The 16,537-nt window shown below is 73.8% G+C and carries 13 protein-coding genes; 8 read left to right on the top strand and 5 right to left on the bottom strand.

All coding sequences use genetic code 11. The features are described from left to right. Positions 1-26 precede the first annotated feature (26 nt). Positions 27-1,511 (bottom strand): sensor histidine kinase, encoded by a 1,485-nt coding sequence (locus GXP71_RS09885; protein WP_162352514.1) that lies wholly within the window; start codon positions 1,509-1,511, stop codon positions 27-29. Positions 1,512-1,679: 168 nt separating this feature from the next. Between GXP71_RS09885 and GXP71_RS09890 the strand changes: the two genes are divergently transcribed. From GXP71_RS09890 to GXP71_RS09910, 5 genes are all read left to right on the top strand, one after another. Continuing rightward, on the top strand, positions 1,680-2,201 hold the full coding sequence (locus GXP71_RS09890) for a DUF2505 domain-containing protein (protein WP_235843426.1): 522 nt from the start codon (positions 1,680-1,682) through the stop codon (positions 2,199-2,201). Between the two features lie 285 nt (positions 2,202-2,486). Further along, positions 2,487-3,794, top strand: a complete 1,308-nt coding sequence (locus GXP71_RS09895; protein ID WP_238402709.1) for an ABC transporter substrate-binding protein — start codon at positions 2,487-2,489, stop codon at positions 3,792-3,794. Positions 3,795-3,878: 84 nt separating this feature from the next. After that, complete coding sequence (locus GXP71_RS09900) at positions 3,879-4,889, top strand: carbohydrate ABC transporter permease (protein WP_162352515.1); 1,011 nt, start codon at positions 3,879-3,881, stop codon at positions 4,887-4,889. Continuing rightward, positions 4,886-5,800, top strand: a complete 915-nt coding sequence (locus GXP71_RS09905; RefSeq protein ID WP_162352516.1) for a carbohydrate ABC transporter permease — start codon at positions 4,886-4,888, stop codon at positions 5,798-5,800. The genes GXP71_RS09900 and GXP71_RS09905 overlap by 4 nt, the downstream gene beginning before the upstream one ends. Positions 5,801-5,948: 148 nt before the next feature. Continuing rightward, positions 5,949-6,992: a LacI family DNA-binding transcriptional regulator gene (locus GXP71_RS09910; RefSeq protein ID WP_162352517.1), complete on the top strand. Its 1,044-nt coding sequence runs from the start codon at positions 5,949-5,951 to the stop codon at positions 6,990-6,992. Between the two features lie 225 nt (positions 6,993-7,217). Here GXP71_RS09910 and GXP71_RS09915 read toward each other — a convergent pair whose 3' ends face one another. Continuing rightward, positions 7,218-10,721, bottom strand: coding sequence for a bifunctional proline dehydrogenase/L-glutamate gamma-semialdehyde dehydrogenase (locus tag GXP71_RS09915; RefSeq protein ID WP_162352518.1), 3,504 nt, complete (start codon positions 10,719-10,721; stop codon positions 7,218-7,220). Between the two features lie 285 nt (positions 10,722-11,006). On the opposite strand from GXP71_RS09915, the gene GXP71_RS09920 reads away from it, so the two are divergent. The 3 genes from GXP71_RS09920 (at position 11,007) to GXP71_RS09930 (ending at position 13,945) form a co-directional block, all read left to right on the top strand. Continuing rightward, complete coding sequence (locus tag GXP71_RS09920) at positions 11,007-11,417, top strand: hypothetical protein (RefSeq protein WP_162352519.1); 411 nt, start codon at positions 11,007-11,009, stop codon at positions 11,415-11,417. An 87-nt stretch (positions 11,418-11,504) separates the two neighbouring features. Next, the gene (locus GXP71_RS09925; RefSeq protein ID WP_162352520.1) at positions 11,505-12,773 is read left to right on the top strand and encodes a Glu/Leu/Phe/Val dehydrogenase; all 1,269 of its coding nucleotides are present in this window, start codon (positions 11,505-11,507) and stop codon (positions 12,771-12,773) included. A gap of 95 nt (positions 12,774-12,868) precedes the next feature. Beyond that, positions 12,869-13,945 carry an LLM class flavin-dependent oxidoreductase gene (locus GXP71_RS09930; protein ID WP_162352521.1) on the top strand — a complete coding sequence of 359 codons (1,077 nt, stop codon included), beginning with the start codon at positions 12,869-12,871 and terminating at the stop codon, positions 13,943-13,945. Positions 13,946-14,016: 71 nt separating this feature from the next. Here the strand turns inward: GXP71_RS09930 and GXP71_RS09935 are convergent, their stop codons facing one another. The 3 genes from GXP71_RS09935 to GXP71_RS09945 form a co-directional block, all read right to left on the bottom strand. Then, positions 14,017-14,376 (bottom strand): META domain-containing protein, encoded by a 360-nt coding sequence (locus GXP71_RS09935; RefSeq protein ID WP_162352522.1) that lies wholly within the window; start codon positions 14,374-14,376, stop codon positions 14,017-14,019. A gap of 70 nt (positions 14,377-14,446) precedes the next feature. Beyond that, positions 14,447-15,148, bottom strand: a complete 702-nt coding sequence (hemQ, locus tag GXP71_RS09940; RefSeq protein WP_124342792.1) for a hydrogen peroxide-dependent heme synthase — start codon at positions 15,146-15,148, stop codon at positions 14,447-14,449. Between the two features lie 95 nt (positions 15,149-15,243). Continuing rightward, the gene (locus tag GXP71_RS09945; RefSeq protein ID WP_370521007.1) at positions 15,244-16,455 is read right to left on the bottom strand and encodes a ferrochelatase; all 1,212 of its coding nucleotides are present in this window, start codon (positions 16,453-16,455) and stop codon (positions 15,244-15,246) included. Positions 16,456-16,537: the final 82 nt, after the last annotated feature.

Genomic DNA, 16,537 nt, shown 5'->3' on the forward strand with positions numbered 1-16,537 from the left:
GTCCTTCCAGCGCGCGCGGGACCGGCTCAAGGGACGACGGCCGCGCCGTCCCGGCCATGCCGCAGCCGCGCCTCGATGACCACCGACGTCCCGCCACCGTCACGTGCGCCCCACGCGATGGTGCCGCCCATCTCGTTCGTGACCAGGGTCGAGACGATCTGCGTGCCCAGGCCCGTGCCTGCGCCGCGGTCGGGCGGCAGGCCGGCGCCGTCGTCGGCGACCTCGACGCGCAGGTCGTCGCCGTCGCGGTCCACGACGATCTCGACCGTCCCGGTCTCGCGCCCGTCGAAGCCGTGCTCGACCGCGTTGGTGACGAGCTCGGTGAGCACGAGCGCGAGCGCGGTCGCGTCCTCGGCGGGGACCGACCCGAACGAGCCCTTGACGACGGTCCGCACGTGCGCGCCCGCGGTCGCCACGTCGGCGGCGAGACGCAGGCTGCGACCGACCAGGTCGTCGAACGGGACGCTCTCGTCGAGCGTCTGCGAGAGCGTCTCGTGGACGAGCGCGATCGTCGCGACGCGGCGCATCGCCTCGCCGAGCGCCTCCTTGGCCTCGGGCGAGCTCATGCGCCGGGACTGCAGCCGCAGGAGCGCGGCGACGGTCTGCAGGTTGTTCTTCACGCGGTGGTGGATCTCGCGGATCGTCGCGTCCTTGGTGATGAGCTCGCGCTCGCGCCGCCGCAGCTCGGACACGTCGCGGCACAGGAGCACGGCGCCGAGCCGCTGCCCGTGCTCGGTCAGCGGCACGGCACGCAGCGAGAGCGCGACACCGCGCGCCTCGACGTCGGTACGCCACGGCGCCCGCCCCATGAGCACGAGCGGCATCGACTCGTCGACCGTCGCGCTCTGCTCGACGAGGTCGGCAGTCACCTCGACGAGCGAGCGGCCCACGAGGTCGCCGAGCGCGCCGAGCCGGTGGAAGCACGAGAGCGCGTTGGGGCTCGCGTAGAGGACCTCGCCCTCGGAGTTGAGGCGCACGAGGCCGTCGCCGACGCGGGGGGCGCCTCGACGCGGACCCGTGGGTGCGTCGGTCGCGGGGAACTCGCCGCGCGCGATCATGCCGAAGATCTCGTCGGCGGCCTCGACGTAGTTCAGCTCGAGCCGGCTGGGCGTGCGGGCACCGCCGAGGTTCGTCTGGCGTGCGATCACGGCGATCGCGCGCCCGCGCCGCACGACGGGCACGGCCTCCTCGCGGACGGCGTACGAGCCGAACCAGCGGGGCTCGCGCGAGCGCTGCGGGGCCCGCTCCTCGAGCGCACGGCGCAGCTGCGGTCGCTGGCCCTCGGGCGCGAGCGACCCGACGACGTCGTCATAGTGCACGGTCGCGCCGGTCGACGGGCGGCACTGCGCGACCGCGACGAAGTCGTCGTCGGCGGTGGGGAGCCAGAGCACGAGGTCGGCGAACGCGAGGTCGGACACGACCTGCCAGTCCCCGACGAGCAGGTGCAGCCACTCGAGGTCGGCGACGTCGAGCGTGGCGTGGCGGGCGACGAGCGTGCTCAGCGTGGACACGACTCCAGGGTAGGTGCCGCCGCAGGACCCGAGACGCGTCGGGGCCCACGGGTGCGCCCTCCGCGCCGCCGGGCGACGGGGCGACTAGCCTTCCAGCACACGACGCGACGCGGCCGCACGCCCGTCGCCGGCCGCCGAGGCGGCCCATCACGGACGGGGAGGACCACGGTGCTGCACCTGAGCGTCACGCTCGACCTGGCCACGGACGCGACGTCCGCGGGACACATGCTGGCCGACCCGCGCTACGTCGAGCAGAAGGTGGTCGCGAGCGGCGCGATCGAGCACCAGGTCGACGTCACGGGCACGGCCGACGAGGCCTTCACCGTCGCGACGCGGCGCGCGCTGCCCTCGGACCAGATCCCCGCACAGGTGCGCGGGTTCGTCGGCAACCGCATCGACGTCCGGCTGGTCGAGGCGTGGGAGGCACCGCAGCCCGACGGCGGGCGCGCGGGGACGGTCGTGGTCGAGATCGCGGGCGCGCCCGTGCGGCTCACCGGGCGCTGCTCGCTGCAGCCCGTGGGACCGGCCGCCAGCCGCCTCGTGTACGACGGCGACCTGCAGGCGCAGATCCCGTTGTTCGGGTCCGCGGTGGAGGAGGCGGCGGCCCGGGCGATTCGTGGTGCTCTGGGGGTCGAGCAGCAGGTCGCCGAACGGTGGATCGCAGATCACGGACGGGCCGAGCAGCCGTAACGATTCGGTAACACGGAGCGGGGTCAGCAGGCCGCTGACCTGCGCAAACGCGGGTGTGGGATCGCTACCACACATGTTTCGGCCGCGCACGTCCTTGACACTCAACCAGCAGCGGGCGACAGTTCATGCAGCGCGTGGGAACGCTCCTACATTCTGCGGAAGGACGGTCCTGCGCGGGGTCCACCAGACCCACGTCCGACGCCCGTCAGCGCCCCCTGCGGCAGACGGTCCGAGGATGCCCCAGGGGTACGGCGAGGACGCCGTCCGACTGACAAGGGAGTCATAGTGCGCAAGACCACACGCAAGATGTGGGCGGCTGCGGCCGGGGTCACGGGCATCGCCCTCCTCGCCACCGCCTGCTCCTCCGGCTCGGGTGAGAACTCGGACGACGACGCGTCCGAGGGCGGCAACATCACCCTCACGGTCGCGACGTTCAACGAGTTCGGCTACACCGACGAGCTCTTCGCGGAGTACGAGGCCTCGCACCCCGGCGTCACGATCGAGCACAAGAAGGCCGCGACCTCGAACGAGGCCCGCGAGAACCTCAACACGCGTCTCGCCGCGGGCTCCGGCCTGTCGGACATCGAGGCCATCGAGGTCGACTGGCTCCCCGAGCTCCTGCAGTACCCGGACAAGTTCGTGGACCTGAACTCCGCCGACGTCGAGGGCCGCTGGCTCGACTGGAAGGCCGCGCAGGCCACGACGGCCGACGGCAAGCTCATCGGCTACGGCACCGACATCGGCCCCGAGGCCATCGCGTACCGCTCCGACCTGTTCGCCGCCGCCGGCCTGCCGACGGACCGCGCCGAGGTCGCCGCGCTGCTCTCCGAGAACGGCGGCGGCTGGGACCAGTACTTCAAGGTCGGCAAGCAGTACGTCGACGCGACGGGCAAGCCGTGGTTCGACTCGGCCGGCGCCATCTGGCAGGGCATGATCAACCAGGAGGAGGCCCCCTACGAGGACCCCTCCGACAACACGGTGACCGCGGCTGACAACCCGCGCATCAAGGAGATCTACGACCAGGTCGTCCAGGCTGCGGCCACGGACAACCTGTCGGCGCACCTCCAGCAGTGGAGCGACGACTGGAACGCCGCGTTCCAGAGCCCGGACAACGCGTTCGCGACGATGCTCGCCCCGGGCTGGATGCTCGGCGTCATCGAGAACAACTCGGCCGGCGTGACCGGCTGGGACATCGCCGACGTCTTCCCCGGCGGTGCCGGCAACTGGGGCGGTTCCTTCCTGACGGTGCCCGAGCAGGGTGCGCACACGGAGGAGGCGAAGGAGCTCGCCGCGTGGCTGACGGCTCCCGAGCAGCAGCTCAAGGCCTACGCCGACAAGGGCACCTTCCCGAGCCAGCTCGAGGCTCTCGAGTCGGACGAGCTCCTCTCCTCGACGAACGAGTTCTTCAACAACGCCCCCGCCGGTGAGATCCTCGCGAACCGCGCGAAGGGCATCACGACGGTCTACAAGGGCCCGAACTTCTTCGCCGTGAACGACGCGTTCAACAACGCGCTGGTCGAGGTCGACGTCAACGGCGGCAACCCGGCCGAGCAGTGGGACGCGGCCATCCAGGCCGTCTCGGCTCTGGGCTGACGCTGACGAGGCCGGGCCGATGGACCTCCATCGGCCCGGCCTCCGCCGCGTAGGCTTCGCCCCAACAGCACCGAAGGACTATCGATGGCCACCTCCACCACGCCGCCGAGACTCGACCGGCGCGCCGCCAGCAGCACCCCTCCGAGGGCACCCCGTCGGGTCGGCTTCAGCCAGAACCTCGGTCGCTGGGACGTCAAGCTCTCCCCGTACCTCTACATCTCCCCGTTCTTCATCCTCTTCGGGGTCACGGGCCTCTTCCCGCTGATCTACACGGCGTGGGTGTCGATGCACGACTGGCACCTCATCGCGGGCCAGGGTGACTTCGTCGGCCTGAAGAACTTCGGGTACGTCCTCCAGGAGCCGAACTTCTGGAAGGCGATCCGCAACACCTTCTCGATCTTCCTGATCTCGACGATCCCGCAGCTGATGATCGCGATCGTCCTGGCCGCGCTCCTCGACGCGAACCTGCGCGCGAAGACGTTCTGGCGCATGGGTGTCCTGCTCCCCTACGTCGTCGCCCCCGTGGCCGTCTCCCTCATCTTCGGCCGCCTCTTCGCGGACCAGACCGGCATCATCAACACGATCCTCAAGGACATCGGGCTCAACCCGATCGGGTGGCACTCGCAGGTGTTCCCGAGCCACGTCGCGATCGCGACCATGGTCAACTTCCGCTGGACCGGCTACAACACGCTGATCCTCCTGGCGGCCATGCAGGCCATCCCGCGCGACCTGTACGAGGCCGCGGTCATCGACGGCGCCTCGCGCGTCCGCCAGTTCTTCTCGATCACCGTGCCGATGCTGCGCCCGACGATCATCTTCGTCGTCATCACGTCCACCATCGGTGGCCTCCAGATCTTCGACGAGCCGCGTCTGTTCGACCAGCTCGGCCAGGGTGGCCCGAGCCGCCAGTGGATGACCGCGACGATGTACATCTACGAGGTCGGCTGGGGCAACCAGAAGAGCTTCGGCCGCGCGGCCGCCGTCGCCTGGATCCTGTTCCTCATCATCGTGGTCGTCGGCCTGATCAACTTCTCCCTGACGAAGAGGATCGCCTCCGACAACACGTCGAAGTCCCGAAAGAAGGTCCGGCGATGAGCGCCCCCTCCGTTCCCGTCATCTCGCAGACCGCGGGCAAGGGTGCCGCTCGGGCCGCGTCGCGCAGGCGCAGCGTCGCCCAGGGTGCGGACCGTCGGCCGGGCTGGGTCACCTACGTCCTGCTGACCGTCGCGGTCCTCGCGTCGGCCCTGCCGCTCTACTACGCGTTCCTCTTCGCGTCGTCGACGGCGCAGGACATCGCCCAGAACCCGATCCCCTCGCTCATCCCGCAGGGGCACTTCTGGGACAACGTCAACCGCGTCCTGTCCTCGGACATCCAGTTCTGGACCGCGCTCGGCAACTCGATCATCGTCGCCGTCATCACGTCGGTGTCGGTCGTGCTGTTCTCGACGCTGGCCGGCTTCTCCTTCTCGAAGCTGCGGTTCCGCGGTCGCGGTCCGCTGCTCGTCTTCGTCATCGCGACCACGGCCGTCCCGACGCAGCTCGGTGTCGTCCCGCTGTTCATCCTGATGTCGAAGCTCGGCTGGGTCGGTCAGCTCACCTCGATCATCGTGCCCGGCCTGGTCACGGCGTTCGGCGTGTTCTGGATGACCCAGTACCTCGAGTCGGCGCTGCCCTACGAGCTCATCGAGGCCGCCCGCGTGGACGGCGCGTCGATGATCCGGACGTTCTGGCACGTCGCGCTCCCCGCGGCACGTCCGGCGGCGTTCATGCTCGGCCTGTTCGCGTTCGTCGGCTCCTGGACGGCCTTCTTCGGCCCGTTCATCTTCCTCGGACCGGCGAACCCGACGCTCCCCGTCGCCGTGCAGCTGCTCCAGGCGTCCTACTTCAAGGACATGTCGCTCATCATGGCGGGTGTCACGCTGTCCGTGATCCCGCTGATCGTGATGTTCTTCGTCGCCGGCCGCCAGCTGGTGGCGGGCATCATGCAGGGTGCCGTCAAGGGCTGACGGCACGACCCGAGCTCGAATCGGAGGCCTGACCCCGCACCGGGACAGGCTCCGACGGACAGGAGGGCGGGGTGGTCCCCACCCCGCCTTCCTGTCGTCAGCACGTCATCGCTGCCGCCCCCGGCAGCCACAGGAGGGAAGACCAACGGTGGTCGACAACATCCCCGCCCGCACGGAGCCCGTCCGTCCCCCGGCGCCGACGCTCGAGCAGGTCGCCGAGCGCGCCGGAGTGTCACGCTCCACCGCGTCCCGCGCCATCAACGGGGGCCTGCGCGTGTCCCCGGAGGCGCTCGCGTCCGTCGAGGCCGCGGTCGCCGACCTGGGCTACACCCCGAACCGTGCCGCGCGTTCCCTGGTGACGAAGCGCACCGACTCGATCGCGCTCGTCGTCCCCGAGCCCGACGAGCGCGTGCTGTCGGACCCGTTCTTCGCCGGCACCCTCAACGGGCTGTCGAGCTCGCTCGCCGACTCCGACATCCAGGTCGTCCTCGTCATCGCCCGCCCCGGCGAGAGCGAGCGGACCGTGCGCTACCTGCGCAACGGGCACGTGGACGGCGCGATCGTCGTGTCGCACCACCGCGACGACGAGCTCGACCGGACGCTGCTCGCCTCGCGCGTCCCCAACGTCTTCGTCGGCCGCCCGCTGTCGGCGGACGAGCGCGACGTGCAGTACGTCGACACGGACAACCACGAGGGCGGGAGGCTGGCGACGCAGCACCTCATCGACCTCGGTCGACGACGCATCGGCACGATCGCCGGTCCGGAGGACATGTCCGCCGGCATCGACCGGCTTGCCGGCTGGCGTGACGCGATGTCCGCCGCGGGGCTGTCGCAGGACGCGGTCGTCTACGGCGACTTCACCATCGCGTCGGGCGCGATCGCGGCGCGCGAGCTCCTCGCGCGGCACCCCGACCTCGACGCGATCTTCATCGCGTCCGACCTGATGGCCGCGGGGGCGCTCGGCGTCCTCACCGAGCACGGCAAGGACGTGCCCGGGGACGTCGCCGTCGTGGGGTACGACAACCTCGGCGTGGCCGCGTCCACGACGCCGCCGCTCACGACGGTCGTGCAGCCCGTCGTCGCGATGGCGCGAGCGGCGGGCGCCCGCCTGCTCGACCAGCTCGCGGGGGTGCCCGCGCCGACCGAGCCGCTGATCTTCGCGCCCGAGATCGTCATCCGCGCGTCCGCCTGACGTCCCGCGCGTCCGCCTGACGTCCCGCGCGTCCGCCTGACGTCCCGCGCGCCCGCCTGACGACCCGCGCGTCCGCCTGACGCCCCGCGCGCCCGCCTGACGACCCGCGCGTCCGCCTGACGCCCGCCGGACGTCCGCCGCCTGACGCCCGCGGTCATCCGCCGGACGCAGCGCGCCCCGCCCGACGTCCCCGCGCTCCGCTCGCCGTCGTCCCGGGGCAGCGGGTCAGGACGGGGTCGTCGGCGGGAGGTGGCCGAAGCGGTGGCGCGTGCGGCTGACGGCCTGCTCGCGGACGACGCTGAGCAGCTCGCGTGACGCGGACGCGAGGACGGGCCCGTCGAGCACGGTGACCTCTCCGGCCCGCCCCGCAGCGGCGGCCCGCAGTCCCGGCGCCCGGCCCACCACGCGCACGCGTCCGGACACCGCGCCGGACGCCACGCGCTCGGCGAACGCGTCGTGCGGCTCCGCGGCGACGTCGCTCACGGTCGTCGGGACGCCCGCGGTCGACGCCGCGTGGAGGACGCGCTGGACGGCCGCCTGCCGTGCGTGGTCCCCCACCCGGACGGTCAACGCCGGCAGGGGTCGGTACCGGAGGACGTTCTGCTCGACGGCGAGGCCGCTCGGGTCGTGCTCGCGGCCGAACGTCTCGTCCCACGCGCGCCGGTCGTCGGCCCGCGCCCAGGCGAGCCACCCGGCGTCGTCCGGGGGGACGTCGGGCGCGTCGGACCAGGTGCCGAGCTGCGCGACGTAGTGCGGCCCGCCGGCCTTGGCGCCCGGTCCGACGACGGACGCCTTCCAGCCGCCGAACGGCTGGCGCCGGACGATCGCGCCGGTCGTGCCGCGGTTCACGTACGCGTTGCCGACCTCGACGCGGTCGAGCCAGGTCGTGATCTCGTCCTCGTCGAGCGAGTGCAGGCCGCCGGTGAGGCCGAACGCGACGGCGTTCTGCCACGCGATCGCCTCGTCGAGCGTGCGCGCGCGCATGACGCCGAGGACCGGGCCGAAGCACTCGGTGGTGTGGAACCACGATCCGGGCGCGACGCCGTGCCGCACGCCCGGCGTCCAGAGCCGGCCCGAGACGTCGAGCGGTCGGGGCGCGACGAGCCACTCCTCCCCGGCGTCGAGCGTCGTGAGCGCGCGCAGCAGCTTGCCCGACGCGGGCTCGACGAGGGGCGGCACGCTCGTGGCGAGGTCGTCGCTGTGCCCGACGCGCAGGGACGACACGGCGTCGGCGAGCTGCCGTCGCAGCCGGTCGTCGGTGCCCGCGGACCCGACCAGGATCGCGAGCGAGGCGGCGGAGCACTTCTGGCCTGCGTGCCCGAACGCGGACCTCACGAGGTCGGCGACGGCCAGGTCGACGTCGGCGGACGGCGTGATGACCAGGGCGTTCTTGCCGGACGTCTCGGCGAGGACGTCGAGGTCGTCGCGCCAGCCGGCGAACAGGCGCGCGGTCTCGATCGAGCCGGTGAGGACGACGCGCGCGACGTCGGGATGGGTCACGAGGCGCCGGCCGACGTCACCCTCGGGGCTCAGGACGACGGTGAGCGTCCCGGCGGGAGCGCCCGCGTCCTCGAGTGCGCGGAGGATCGCCGCCATGGCCACGCGTGCGCAGCGGGGCGTCGCCGGCGCGGGCTTGATCAGGACCGGGCTGCCGGCGGCGAGCGATGCGAGCACCGACCCGACGGGGATCGCGACGGGGAAGTTCCACGGCGGCGTCACGACGGTCACGCCGGACGGACGGTGCACGGCGCCGGGCACGGACCCGTCGGCGAGCTCCTCGGCGCGGTCGGCGTAGTAGCGCGCGAAGTCGACGGCCTCGCTCACCTCGGGGTCGGCCTCGGCGACCGTCTTCGACGCCTCGTGCACCATGGTCGCGACGAGGTCGCCCCGGGCCTGCTCGAGCGCGACCGCGGCGGCACGGAGGGCGGCCGCGCGGCGGGCCGGCGGCGTCCCCGCCCAGGTGGGAGCCGCGGCGACGGCGCGCGCGACGACCTCGTCGACGTCGTCGATCGTCGCGACCTCGACGGCTCCCGATGGCGGTTCGACGTCGTGCGCGACGAGTCGCCGCGCCCACACCCTCGCCTCGGCCGCCGCGGGATCGGTGTCGGGCGCGTTCGCGAACTCGCGTCGCTCGACGCTGCTCCCGTCCTCGCGCGCTCTGTCGTCCTGCGGCCCGTCGACGTGCGACCCGTCGCCCCGGGGCCGGTCGTCCGCCAGCCCGCCGACGTGCACCTCGTCGTCCTGGGGCCGGTCGAGGTGCGAGCCGTGCACTCGCGGGCCGGCTCCCGGTGCCGCCCGGGCGACACGCCGCGGCGCCGTGCTCGGATCCTCGCGACCCGCCCACGCGGTGCGGAAGGCCGACTCCTGCGCGTCCATCGCGTCGTCGCCGCCGGCGAACGCGGCGTGCAGGAAGTTCTCCCCCGCGGCGTTCTCCTCGAGGCGGCGCACGAGGTAGGAGACGGCGACGTCGAACTCGCTGCGGGCGACGACCGGCGTGTAGAGCAGGACGCTGCCGACGTCGTCGCGCACGGCGCGGGCCTGTGCGGGCGCCATGCCCTGGAGCATCTCGACGTCGAGCGCCTCGGAGACGCCGCGCCCCTCGGCCAGCAGGTGGGCGACGGCGACGTGGTAGACGTTGTGGCTCGCGACGCCGACGCGCAGCGCACGCGTGCGGGACGGGTCGAGCGCGCGGTCCACGAGCCGCAGGTAGGCGGCGTCGACGAGGGCCTTCGACGGGTACGGCGCCTGGTCCCAGCCGTGCAGCTCGGCCTCGACGCGTTCCATCGCGAGGTTCGCGCCCTTGACCAGCCGGACCTTGAGCCGCGCTCCCCCGGCGTCGACCCGCCGGGCGGCGATGCCGGCGATCTCGTCGTACGCGTCGGCGGCGTCGGGCAGGTAGGCCTGGAGGGCGATCCCGGACGGCGCGCCGCGCAGCGGCGGGTGCGCGGCGAGCTGCTCGAAGACCCGCACGGTCAGCGCGAGGTCGCGGTACTCCTCCATGTCGAGGTTGACGAACGTGCCGTGCTCCGCGGCGGCCTCGTAGAGCGGCAGGAGGCGTTCGACGACACGGTCGGCACTGCCCTCGGTGTCCCAGGTGGACAGCTGGCTCGCGACGGCGGACACCTTCACGGACACGTAGTCGACGTCGTCCCGCTCGACGAGCGCGCGCACCCGGGCGAGTCGCGCGGCGGCCTCGTGCTCGCCCAGGACGGCCTCGCCCAGCAGGTTGAGGTTGAGCTGGTAGCCGGCGGCGCGCGTGGCGGCGAGGTGCTTGCCGAGCGCCGCCTCGTCGACGACGAGGTGCCCGACGAGCGAGCGCAGCCGTTCGCGTGCGGCGGGCACGACGACGCCGGGCAGCGCCGTCGCGACGCGCGTGCCCGTCGCGAGGAGCGCCCGGTCGACGGGCCCGAGGAAGTCGGCGGCGTCGGCGGTCTGCGCGAGCGCGGCGAGCTCGCGCGCGGCGACGTGCAGGTCGCGGGGCCGCGCGACGCGGTCGACGAACCGCACGGCCAGCTCGAGGCCGGCCGGGGACCCCACGAGGGCGGCGAGCCGCCGGGTCGTGGCGCGCTCACGGCGCGTCTCGTCGGCGGACGTGCGGTCGAGCCACTGCCGCGCGAGCCGCACCGCGTCCTCGACGAGGTCGGGCGGCTCGAGTCCGGCACCGGGGCGGGACCCGCCGGGCTCGGGGGCGTCGTGCCGTGCGGGTCGGTCGTCCGGTGGCGTGGCCATCGCACCTCGCTCTCGTCGCGGGCGGCCACGGGTGGGTGGCCACGGCCGGGCGCGTGGGGTGGTGCGTCCGGCACGTCTCACAGTCTGGGCCAGCGGGCGCGACCGCGCCGTGCGACCGCGCCGTGCGCGACCTGCACCGTCGTCCCGCCGACGGCGCGGGGCGACCTGGTGACGTGCGGCGACGCGCCGCGGCGGAGGTTTGCCTGGAGCGGGGCTGACCACGATCCTGGGCGCGTCCGCCGCCGCGGACCCCCGACACCGTCGTCGACCCGCCCAGGGGGCAGCATGCACGTCCGTCGTCTCGTCCGCGCCCGTCTCGTCCGCGCCGCCGTCGGCCTGGCCGTCGCGACGGGCGGTGTCGTCGTCGCCGCCCCCGCGCTCGGCGCGGTCACGCACGACCCGGGGACGTCGGCGACGCTCACCCCTCCCCGGGGGGCGGTCGACGACGGCACCGTCGGCATCCTCGCGACCATCGAGGACGCGGAGGAGTTCTGCGGCCCGGTGCTCGGCGGCGTGTACGTCTTCAAGCCGACGCCGTACACCGTGCGGTCGGTGAACTGCCGGGACACCGACGTGTTCGTCAAGGGCCGCTACAGCAACGGCTCGTACGGCACGTGCGTGCTGGTCCCGGCGCGGCACTCGCGGCACCTGGGCGGCTCGGTGCTCAAGCCGATGGCGGACGCCCAGCTCTGCTGACGACGTCCGCGGCGCTCGGGTGACCGGGCGGGTGATCCCGGCGTGCGTCGCGGTGGCGCGCACAGCGAGCGGTGGCATGGTGGGCACGTGACCGACTCGGCAACGACGCCCCGTCCCTCGTCCCCGCTGGCGACCGCGCAGGCCCAGCTCGCGGACGCCGTCCAGATCCTCGGCTACGACGAGGGCATGCACCGGATGCTCGCGACGCCACGTCGCGAGATGAACGTCGCCGTGCCCCTGCGTCGGGACACCGGGGAGATCGTGCTCTTCACCGGGTACCGCGTGCAGCACAACATCTCGCGCGGGCCGGGCAAGGGCGGCCTGCGCTACTCGGCGTCCGTCGACCCGGACGAGGTCCGCGCGCTCGCGATGTGGATGACGTGGAAGTGCGCGGTCGTCGACGTGCCGTACGGCGGCGCGAAGGGCGGCGTGACGATCGACCCGCGGCTGTACTCGCAGTCCGAGCTCGAGCGCGTCACGCGCCGCTACACGAGCGAGATCATGCCGATCATCGGCCCCGAGCGGGACATCATGGCGCCCGACATCGGCACGAACGAGCAGACCATGGCCTGGATCATGGACACCTACTCGGTCAACCTCGGCTACACGATCCCCGCGGTGACCACGGGCAAGCCGCTCACGGTCGGCGGGTCGCTGGGGCGCCCGACGGCGACGTCACGCGGCGTGGTGCACGCGGCCGAGGCCGCGCTCGGCGACGCGGGCGTGCGGCTCGACGAGGTGTCGGTCGCCGTGCAGGGCTTCGGCAAGGTCGGCGCGCCCGCGGCGCGCATCCTCGCGGAGTCGGGCGCACGCGTCGTGGCCGTGAGCGACGAGCACGGCGGCGTGCGGTCGTCCGACGGGCTCGACGTGCCCGCGCTGCTGCGGCACGTCGCGGCGGGCGGGGCCGTCCACGAGTTCGAGGGCGGCGATCCCGTGGACAACGCCGAGCTGCTGTCCCTCGACGTGGACGTGCTCATCCCGGCAGCCGTCGAGGGCGTGATCGACGCGGACACCGCACGCCAGGTCAAGGCGCGCTGGGTGGTCGAGGGCGCCAACGGCCCGACGACGACCGAGGGCGACGCGGCCCTGGCCGAGCGCGGCGTCGTCGTGGTGCCGGACATCCTCGCGAACGCGGGCGGTGTCGTCGTGTCGTACTTCGAGTGGGTGCAGGCGAACCAGGCCTACTGGTGGACGGAGAACGAGATCGCGGAGCGGCTCGAGCACAGGATGCTCGCGTCCTACCGGGCCGTCGCGTCGCTCGCGCACGCCGAGGGGGTGTCGCTGCGGGACGCGGCGCTGACGATCGGGGTCCGACGGGTCGCGGAGGCGCACAAGATCCGCGGGCTGTACCCCTGACGGGCCCCTGACGGACGCCGCCCGCGCCCGCTGACGACGGCGGCGCCGGGGCGTGCGGCGCGGCGTGCGTCGCGTCACGGTCGGACGTGCGCGGGATGACGACGGCCCGGTCCGGCGTTGCCGTCGACGTGACCATCCCGCTCTCCGTCCTCGACACCGCCCCGCTCAGCGCGGGCCAGACCAGCGCCGACGCGCTCGCCGCGACGACGCGTCTGGCGCGCGCCGCCGACGCGCTCGGCTTCCGCCGGTTCTGGGTCGCCGAGCACCACGCGATGCCGATGGTCGCCTCGACGTCGCCCGGCGTCCTGCTCGCGCACCTCGCGGCCGCGACCCGGTCGATCCGCGTCGGGTCCGGCGGCGTCATGCTGCCCAACCACCCCGCGCTCGTCGTCGCGGAGCAGTTCGCGATGCTCGAGGCGCTGCACCCGGGCCGCGTCGACCTCGGCATCGGCCGCGCTCCCGGCGCCGACCCGGCCACGGCGGCGGCGCTGCGCCGGACCGTCGACGGCCTGGGCGCGGACGACTTCCCGGCCGAGCTGGTGGACGTCCTCGCGATGCTGGGCGTCCCGCTGGGCCCGGTCGCACCGTCCGCGGCGGCGCGCCGTCTGACCGCGACGCCCGTCGCGACGTCGAGCCCTGAGCCGTGGCTGCTCGGGTCGAGCCTGTTCTCCGCGCAGCTCGCGGGCGAGCTCGGCCTGCCGTACAGCTACGCGCACCACTTCGCGACGGGTCGCACCGCGCAGGCCGCGCAGACGTACCGCGACGCGTTCCGGCCGTCGCCGCTGCTCGACGCGCCGCGTCTCATGGTGTCGGTCTCGGTCCTCGTCGCGGACACCGAGGAGGAGGCGCAGCACCTCGCCGGTCCGAGCCGGGTCATGACGCTGGCCCTGCGCACCGGCCGGCCGCTCGCACCCGTCGTCGCGCCCGACGAGGCGGCCCGCATCCTGGCCGGGCTCGACCCGCGCGCGGCCGAGGAGTTCTTCGCGCAGTCGCCGGGCACGCAGGTCGCGACGACGCCGGACCGCGCCGTCGAGGAGCTCGCGGCGCTCGCCACGCGCACCGGCGCCGACGAGCTCATGGTGACGGGCACGGCCTACGACGTCGCCGACCGCGAGCGCACGCTCACCGAGCTCGCCGCCCGCTGGCCGGGTCTCGGGACGCCCGCGGCCTGACGCCGTCGGCCGCGAGCCGAGGTCGACGCCGCGGCCGGGCGGAGCCGCGCGACCGCCGCCGACCCCGGTGCTCAGGCGGGCGTGTCGCCCGCGTGGTCGTCGCGCACGAGCGTCGCGCCGGACGTCCCGTCGAGGCGCAGCTCGAGGCGGTCGCCGTCGGCGTGCACGTCGAGCGCGCTGTTGAGCAGCTCGACGACCTGCCGCTCGCACGCCATCGCCTCGTCGGGACCGGCCATGAGCGTCGAGACGACAGGTCCGAAGGTCAGGCGCGACCCCTCGAGCTGCCACGTCCCGCGGACCCGGTTGACGCCCGCGAGCCCGTAGACCTGCCCGTCGCCGTCGAACGTGAGCCACGGTGCGTGCCGCACCTCGTCGGGCAGCGGTGCGCCGCCGAGCGTCTCGAACCGCCACGTGCCCTGGAGGGTCGCCATGTCCCGATCATGGCACCGGCGCCCGTCCCCGGGGAGGGACGGGCGCCGGTCACGCGGACGCGAGCGGGGGTCAGCCGCGCGGCTGGCGGTCCGCCCAGGCCTCGAGCGTGGTGCGGGGGCCGGTGTAGAACGGCACCTCCTCGCGGACGTGGAGCCGCGCCTCGGTCGCCCGCAGGTCGCGCATGAGGTCGACGATGCGGTGCAGCTCGCCGGCCTCGAACGCGAGGATCCACTCGTAGTCGCCGAGGGCGAACGCGGACACGGTGTTGGCGCGCACGTCCGCGTAGTCGCGCGCGGCGTGCCCGTGCTCGACGAGCATGCGCCGGCGGTCGTCGTCGGGCAGCACGTACCAGTCGTAGGACCGGACGAACGGGTAGACGCAGAGGTAGTCGCCGGCGTCCTCGCCCGCGAGGAACGCGGGGACGTGGGACCGGTTGAACTCGGCGGGGCGGTGCAGGCCGACGACGGACCACACGGGCAGCAGGTGGCGGCCGAGGTCGCTCGCGCGCAGCCGCTGATAGGCGCCCTGCACCTCCTCGACGGTCTCGGCGTGCCACCACACCATGAGGTCGGCGTCGGCGCGCAGACCCGCGACGTCGTACCAGCCGCGCACGACGAGTCCGTCGGCGGCGACCGCGTCCTGCGCGGCGGCGATGAGCTGCGCGCGCTCCGCGTCGTCCTCGGGCAGCACCTCCTCGAGCGCGAAGACGGTCCACATCGTGTAGCGGACCGTGGCGTTGAGGGCCTCGGCGTCGGGGCTGGCGTGGCTCACGTGGTCGTCCTTCCGGGACTGAGGGTCACGACTGAGGGGTCAGGACTGAGGGGTCAGGACTGAGCGGTCAGGACTGAGGTGTCAGGACTGAGGCGTCAGGACCAGGGGTCGGCCGAGCAGGCCGCGGGGATGCCGGAGTCGACGCCCGCGCGCTGGCGGCAGCAGCCCGGGCGGCACACGTCGCGCCAGGCGGGCAGGCTGCCGACGGCGGTCCCCTCCGGCGCGGGCGCCCCCGCGTCGAGCGCCCGCGCAAGGGCCGCACGCTCGAGCACGAGGTCCACGAGCCCGCGGACGAACGGCTCGCGGGTGCCGACGGAGTCGGCGCGCACGGCGGTGAGGCCGAGCTCCCGCGCGGTCTCGAGCGCCTCGGTGTCGAGGTCGAACGCGACCTCCATGTGGTCGGAGATGAACCCGATGGGCGACAGGACGACCGACCGCACGCCCTGCCCGTGCAGCGCCTCGAGGTGGTCGTTGACGTCGGGCTCGAGCCACGGCTGGCTGGGCGGGCCGGAGCGCGAGCAGTACGCGAGGTCCCACTCGACCGGGCGGCCCAGGCGCTCGCCGACCGCGGTGGCGACGGTCGCGGCGACGTCGAGGTGCTGCGCGCTGTACGGCGCGCCGCTCACGGCCGACGCCTCCTCCATCGTCGTGGGGATCGAGTGCGTGACGAACACGAGGCGCGCCGCCGGGTCGCCGATCTTCTCGTAGGCCTCGGCAACGGCATCGACGTTCGCCTGCACGAAGCCGGGGTGGTTGAAGTAGGGGCGGATCTTGTCGGCGACCAGCGGGTGCTCGCCGTCGGGCAGGCCGAGGTCGACCGCGAGCTCGTCGAGCGAGCCCCACAGGTTCTCGCGGTACTGGCGGCAGCCCGAGTACGACGCGTAGGCGCTGGTCACGAGCGCGACGATGCGGCGGGCACCGTCGGCGTGGGCCGCGGCGAGCGCGTCGCGCGTGTACGGCTCCCAGTTGCGGTTGCCCCACACGACGGGCAGGTCGACGCCGCGGCGCGCGAGCTCCGCCTGCAGCGCCTTCTGCAGCGCGAGGTTCTGGGCGTTGATCGGGCTCGCGCCGCCGAAGTGGTGGTAGTGCTGGGCGACCTCGGCGAGCCGCTCGTCGGGGATGCCCTTGCCGGCCGTGACGTTGCGCAGGAACGGCAGCACGTCGTCGGGGCCGTTGGGGCCGCCGAACGAGAACAGCAGGAGCGCGTCGTACGGGGCGGCGGGGTGCGCGTCGGCGGGGACGGGAGCGGTGCGGTCGGTGGGACCGGCAGCGGGCGCGGGGGTGCTCAGCGAGATGTCGGGGGCCACCCGTCGATCATCGCACCGCGGCGGCGACCCTTCCCTCCCGGGCGGGGTCGCCGCCGCCGTGATCCTGATCCGACAGCGCGTC

The sequence above is a fragment of the Cellulomonas sp. H30R-01 genome (genome assembly GCF_010119915.1).
Lineage (GTDB): Bacteria > Actinomycetota > Actinomycetes > Actinomycetales > Cellulomonadaceae > Cellulomonas > Cellulomonas algicola.

Excerpts from the sequence above, each read along its gene's own strand:
- GXP71_RS09930 (WP_162352521.1), top strand. The coding sequence starts at position 12,869 with ATGACGACGGCCCGGTCCGGCGTTGCCGTCGACGTGACCATCCCGCTC.
- GXP71_RS09935 (WP_162352522.1), bottom strand. The coding sequence starts at position 14,376 with ATGGCGACCCTCCAGGGCACGTGGCGGTTCGAGACGCTCGGCGGCGCA.
- GXP71_RS09900 (WP_162352515.1), top strand. The coding sequence starts at position 3,879 with ATGGCCACCTCCACCACGCCGCCGAGACTCGACCGGCGCGCCGCCAGC.
- GXP71_RS09905 (WP_162352516.1), top strand. The coding sequence starts at position 4,886 with ATGAGCGCCCCCTCCGTTCCCGTCATCTCGCAGACCGCGGGCAAGGGT.
- GXP71_RS09915 (WP_162352518.1), bottom strand. The coding sequence starts at position 10,721 with ATGGCCACGCCACCGGACGACCGACCCGCACGGCACGACGCCCCCGAG.
- GXP71_RS09920 (WP_162352519.1), top strand. The coding sequence starts at position 11,007 with ATGCACGTCCGTCGTCTCGTCCGCGCCCGTCTCGTCCGCGCCGCCGTC.